This window comes from Caldisericum sp. (assembly GCF_049967455.1).
In the GTDB taxonomy this organism is placed as follows: Bacteria; Caldisericota; Caldisericia; order Caldisericales; family Caldisericaceae; genus Caldisericum; species Caldisericum exile_A.
Window position 1 is genome coordinate 1 of the sequence record NZ_JBMFSR010000055.1, and the last position, 5,617, is coordinate 5,617.

General features: G+C 35.0%; 6 protein-coding genes and 1 pseudogene. 3 read left to right on the forward strand and 4 right to left on the reverse strand.

Going from position 1 to position 5,617, the window contains the following annotated elements; all coding sequences use genetic code 11:
- Positions 1–213 (reverse strand): type IV pilin protein (locus ACP5SP_RS07245; RefSeq protein ID WP_428076370.1); only part of this gene is annotated, 213 nt, incomplete at its 3' end.
- A 156-nt stretch (positions 214–369) separates the two neighbouring features.
- On the opposite strand from ACP5SP_RS07245, the gene ACP5SP_RS07250 reads away from it, so the two are divergent.
- From ACP5SP_RS07250 to ACP5SP_RS07260, 3 genes are read left to right on the forward strand one after another with little or no spacing between them, the layout of a single operon-like run.
- The gene (locus tag ACP5SP_RS07250; protein ID WP_424597361.1) at positions 370–621 is read left to right on the forward strand and encodes a FeoA family protein; all 252 of its coding nucleotides are present in this window, start codon (positions 370–372) and stop codon (positions 619–621) included.
- The gene (feoB, locus tag ACP5SP_RS07255) at positions 614–2,551 is read left to right on the forward strand and encodes a ferrous iron transport protein B (protein WP_424587128.1); all 1,938 of its coding nucleotides are present in this window, start codon (positions 614–616) and stop codon (positions 2,549–2,551) included. Before ACP5SP_RS07250 ends, feoB begins: the two co-directional genes overlap by 8 nt.
- The gene (locus ACP5SP_RS07260) at positions 2,548–2,928 is read left to right on the forward strand and encodes a metal-dependent transcriptional regulator (RefSeq protein WP_416085491.1); all 381 of its coding nucleotides are present in this window, start codon (positions 2,548–2,550) and stop codon (positions 2,926–2,928) included. Before feoB ends, ACP5SP_RS07260 begins: the two co-directional genes overlap by 4 nt.
- Positions 2,929–2,971: 43 nt before the next feature.
- Here ACP5SP_RS07260 and gdhA read toward each other — a convergent pair whose 3' ends face one another.
- The 3 genes and pseudogenes from gdhA to ACP5SP_RS07275 all read right to left on the reverse strand — a co-directional run.
- Positions 2,972–4,330, reverse strand: a complete 1,359-nt coding sequence (gdhA, locus tag ACP5SP_RS07265; protein WP_416085490.1) for an NADP-specific glutamate dehydrogenase — start codon at positions 4,328–4,330, stop codon at positions 2,972–2,974.
- A gap of 84 nt (positions 4,331–4,414) precedes the next feature.
- A complete protein-coding gene (locus tag ACP5SP_RS07270) occupies positions 4,415–5,419 on the reverse strand; it encodes a lysylphosphatidylglycerol synthase transmembrane domain-containing protein (RefSeq protein WP_416085489.1) in 1,005 nt (334 codons plus the stop codon).
- Between the two features lies 1 nt (position 5,420).
- A pseudogene (locus ACP5SP_RS07275) lies at positions 5,421–5,617 on the reverse strand (radical SAM protein); the annotation flags it as partial.

Consider the following 5,617-nt stretch of genomic DNA (forward strand, 5'->3'; position numbering starts at 1 on the left):
AATTGATCCATCAAGTTGTGATGGAAATTTTCCGCTGTTCTTTGCATAGTAAATGGCAAGTGCGGATCTTACTGTTCCAAGCTGTGCCTTTGCCTGCGCAGTTCTTGCTTCCTCAACCATGCCTTGATACTTTGGTATTGCATACATTGCAAGAATACCAAGAATTGCAATAACGATTGCCAATTCAACTAATGTAAATCCTCTTCTCTTCATTTTATCGCCTCCTTAGAGAATTTTAGTATTATTTTAATAAAAAATCAAGTAGTTTTTAAAAAATTTTCAATTGTTTTTATACGTTGCTTTAAGTTGGTAAATATGCTATAATTTTAAATGAAAGTTAGGTATTCCTAATTTTAAGGAGATGCATTTATGTATGAAACCTTAGACAGAGTAAAGGCAAATAGGATTGTAAAGGTTGTTGATTTTGTGGTCCCAAAACACCACATTCATATTCCTCAATACATTGTTCGTCTTCAAGAGATGGGTGTGCTTAAAGGGGAGATAATAGAGGTTCGTAGGAATACTGGCATTGGACCTATTGAAATAAATGTTAAAGGAACAAAGCTTGCAATTGGAAGAGGAATTGCCTCTAAAATCATTGTGGAGGAAGTAAATGAATAATGGAAGCACAAATTCTCATAGAAAACAATTGACAATCGCTCTTGCAGGTAATGCAAATGTAGGAAAATCAGTTATATTTAACCAACTTACAGGTGGAAACCAGATTATCGGAAACTGGCCGGGCAAAACTGTTGAAATTCAGGAAGGTTATATAGAGAAAAATGGTTTAAAAATTCGAGTTGTTGATCTTCCGGGTATTTATTCGCTTTCCACATACTCAGAAGAAGAGATTGTTACAAGAGAATTCATAATAAAGGAGCGACCTGATGTTGTAATCGTTGTAGTTGATGCCTCGGCCTTGTATAGAAATCTTTTTTTTCTTTTACAAATTCTTGAAATAGGGGCAAAAACAGTTGTTGCGTTAAATCAATATGATCTACTTGAAAGAGACGGTTTTGAAATTGATTTACAAAAACTTGAATCACTTTTAAATGTACCTGTTGTAAAAACAATTGCAACAAAAAATATCGGTCTTAAAGAGCTTTTTGAAAGAACTCTCCTTATGGCTTCAAGAACATATGTCCCTAAATTCCCCAAATATGGTAAAGAAATTGAAGAGCGGATAAACAAGCTTGTCGAAGCACTTTCTCCATATGATTTTGATGTTTCAAAGAGATTTCTTGCCATAAAACTTTTAGAGCATGATGAAGAATTTGAAAAACTTGTGCCAAAGGATATACTTCATTTGAGAGATAAGTTAGCAAAGGAGCTTGAAGAAATTCATGGTGAGCCTATAAGGACAATCATAATTCAAGAGCGATATGCACTTGCTTCTCGAATTACCGCAGAAGTTTTAAGGAAGAAGACCAAAAGATCAATTGATTTTTCAAATAGAATTGACGATATCTTACTTCACCCAGTTTTTGGATTTTTCTTCCTAACCCTTATATTGCTTTTCATGTTTTTTGTTGTTTTTAAATTTGGAAGTTTTCTTTCAGACTACATTGGCGGGCTTTTCGATAGTTTAAAGCCTCACTTTATGTCATTAAAGTTGGACGAATCTTTAAAAACTTTCATCTGGGATGGCCTTATTGATGGGCTTGTTGCAGCTTTTGGAATTGTTTTACCATATATTGCACCATTTTATTTGTTACTTTCATTTCTTGAAGATTCGGGCTATCTTGCACGTATTGCATTTTTAACCGATGCCTTTATGCATAAAATTGGTATTCATGGAAAGGCATTTATTCCACTTATTGAAAGCTTTGGATGTAATGTTCCTGCCATAATGGGCACAAGAGTTTTGGAACGAAGAAGAGATAGAATTATTGCCTCAATTCTTGCAACACTTGTTCCGTGTTCAGCACGCTCTGTTATTGTCTTTGGTCTTGTTGCGGCATTCTTAGGTCCAATTTATGCAATACTTATCTATGCGCTTGACTTTGTATTCATTTTCTTTGTTGGGCTTCTTCTTAATCGCTATCTAAAGGGAACACCTACGGGGCTTATTATGGAAATGCCTCGTTATCGAAAACCTGTTTTAAGAATTATTCTTAAACAAACTTGGATAAGGCTCAAGGAATTCTTCACATTTGCAACACCTATTATTGTTATTTCTAATGCGATTATGGAGGGACTGATACTTTTAAAGCTTCTTCCTTATCTTGAGCTTTCAGTAAAGCCGTTTGCATATATTCTGGGACTTCCTCCTCTTGCAACTCTTACGCTTGTTTTTGGTGCCTTAAGAAAGGAGCTCACCCTTATAATGCTTGCTACATTCTATAAAACTTCAAATTTTGCCTTAATCTTAACTCCTAAGCAAATTTTTGTATATGGATTTGTTACAATGATTTACATCCCCTGTGTTGCAACAATTGCGATGCTTAAAAGGGAGTTTGGAACAAGGGTTGCAATACTTATAACCCTTTTTGAATTCGTTCTTTCAATGATTTTAGGTGGAATTTTGAATTTACTTTTGAGGTTCATATGACACAATATACGAAAGGTATGGAAGATTATCTTGAAGCAATATATGTAATTCAGGAGAGTAAAGGTTATGCGCGAATTAAGGATATCGCAGAATTGCTCAGCGTTAAGCTTCCTTCAGTTTCAGAAATTATTAAAAAACTGCAAGAAAAAAATCTTATTGAACACACACCGTATGGTGGGATTAAGCTAACTGAAATTGGTAAAAGTATTGGGAAAAATGTTTGGGAGAAACATAAAACTCTCTATAGGTTTCTTAAAGACTACTTAAAAGTTGATGATGATACTGCTTTTAGAGAGGCATGTCTTATTGAGCACTCAGTATCTCAAAAAACGATTTTAAAACTTCAAGAATTCCTTAAAAACCTTGATAAAAAATAAAATGCCCTGCATAATGCAGGGCATTAGAATAAGGTGTTTCTACTTAAATTATTCCGTATGCAAGCATTGCCTTTGCTACCTTAATGAATCCTGCAATATTTGCACCAACAAGGTAATCTCCAGGATAGCCATATTGAGCTGCTGCTTCAAGAGAAGTCTTGTGGATATTCCTCATAATTTCCCTTAATTTGTTATCAACTTCTTCTCTTGACCACTGGAGTCTTATGCTATTTTGAGTCATTTCAAGGCCAGATACAGCAACCCCACCTGCATTTGCCGCTTTTGCGGGGCCATATAGAACTTTATTTTCTCTAAAGATATTTATTGCTTCGAGGTTTGAAGGCATATTTGCACCCTCTGCTACTGCAATGACTCCATTCTTCACAAGGGCATTTGCATGGCTTGCGTCAATTTCGTTCTGCGTTGCGCATGGAAGTGCAATATCAACTTTAAGGCCTTCATCTCTTATTACATCCCAAACGGATTTTCCTTCAAAGTATTTTGCATGTGGGTACTGGTTCACATACTCTTTGATTCTTCCACGCTTAACATTCTTAAGGTCCATAACAAATGCAAGTTTCTTTGCATCAATACCCTCTTCATCAACAACTGTTCCGTTTGAATCAGATAGTGTGATTACCTTCGCACCAAGTTGGATTGCCTTTTCTGTAGCATACTGTGCAACGTTTCCAGAACCACTTATTGCAACAACCTTATTTGCAAAGTCAGTATTTCTGGTTGCAAGCATTTCCGAAGTGAAATAAACAAGTCCATAACCAGTGGCTTCGGGTCTAATTAGAGATCCTCCATATTCCAAGCCTTTTCCAGTAAGGACTCCTGTATGCTCATTTACGATTTTTTTATAGTATCCATACATAAATCCGATTTCACGAGCACCTACACCAATATCGCCTGCTGGAACATCTGTATCAGGTCCAATGTGCCTAAAGAGTTCACTCATAAATGCATAGGTAAATCTCATTACTTCTCTATCACTTTTCCCTTTTGGATCAAAGTCTGATCCACCTTTTCCACCACCCATTGGAAGTGTTGTAAGTGCATTCTTAAAGATCTGTTCAAAGCCGAGGAATTTAATTATTCCAAGGTTTACAGATGGATGGAATCTTAGCCCACCCTTGTAGGGTCCTATAGCATTGTTGAATTGAACTCTAAAGCCCCTATTTACATGGACTTCGCCTGTATCATCTTCCCAAGTAACTCTAAACATAATTACCCTGTCTGGTTCGACGATTCTTTCGTAGATTTTTGCCTTTACGAATTCAGGGTGCTTTTCTTCTGTTGGTTTAAGAGTCGTTAATACTTCTGTAACAGCCTGTATAAACTCTGGCTGGTCCTTGTCTAAGGTTTTTACCTTAGCAATTACATCATCAATTTGAGACATACCTTACCTCCTTCTCATTTATGCCTTTTTCCGGTTTATCCGGCCAAGTTTAATTATACCAGAAAATTATATTTTAAACAAATTTTATTTGTATAAGAATTCACTATAAAAACTCCCAAGGGTTCTATAAAAAACCAGTGCACCTATTAAAGATGGAATGTAATAAGAAAACATTCTAAAAAGAAAAGTTTGAAGTGGCGCAAAGTTTTTTGCAATTGGAAGGAAGAGTAGAAGATAACTTCCTTCAACAATGCCCATACCGCCTGGCGTTATCCCTATGGTTGCAATGAAATTCGAGGCAATTTGAGTTAAAAAAGCTTCATAAAAATTGAAATTCACTCCTATTGCCTTGAGGCTTGTAAGTCCAATCATTTCATAGAGAAGTTGACTAACGAAACTTATCAAAATGAGTTTCGTTAAGTTTAGCGGATTTTTTAATATGAATCTCAAACCGTCTGAAAATGCATCTACCTCAAGAATAATTTGTGTCTCGTTAACTTTAAGATTCAGTTTCTTTATCATTAATTTTATAAAGTTTTTTGTTTTCTCTGGGTTTACCATAAAAAATAGCGCAAGGCTTGAAAGTGCAAATGCAAGTGCAATAATGCTTAATAAGAAATTTCCCCTAATACCTTTTATAAAGTGATGCGGAAGTATAAAAAAAATAACTGCAAAAATGAGAGACACGATAACCGTAAGAATTGTATATGAAATTGAAACAAGTGTTGAGGAATTAAAATCACTTTTTATTTTCTTTAATAGATACATTTGTGTTGCTATACCTCCAGAATAATAGGGTGTGATATTAGATGCAAAAACTGATGAAAGCACGATTTTTAAGGAATCAGCGTAGGATATGTTGCTATTAAGTGACCGCACAAGTTCTTTAAACTTGAACGCATTTAATAAGATAACAACATCCATATTTATAAACAGGATTAAAAACCAAATAGGCTTCAAACTCTTTAAAAGCTCTTTAAGAGAGATACTTTTAAATATAAGATAAACGAGAACTATGAATGTTAAAATAGAAAGAAGGAGCACCTTCCTTAAAGTTTTTTCTACACTTCTTGTGCCCCTTCCTTCCATCTTACTTTTCTATCTCATCTGATACATAGAATTGCTCAATATTTCCGTTTGCTTTGGCAATAATTTCTTCTTTTCTCTTTTTGTATTCTTTTGTTTTCTTTGCAATTTCAGGATAATCTCTTTCAAACACAGGCCGAGAGATTTCTTCCCATTTCTTTGAAAGCTCATCAAGGTGTTTTCCAACATCTTTATACATAT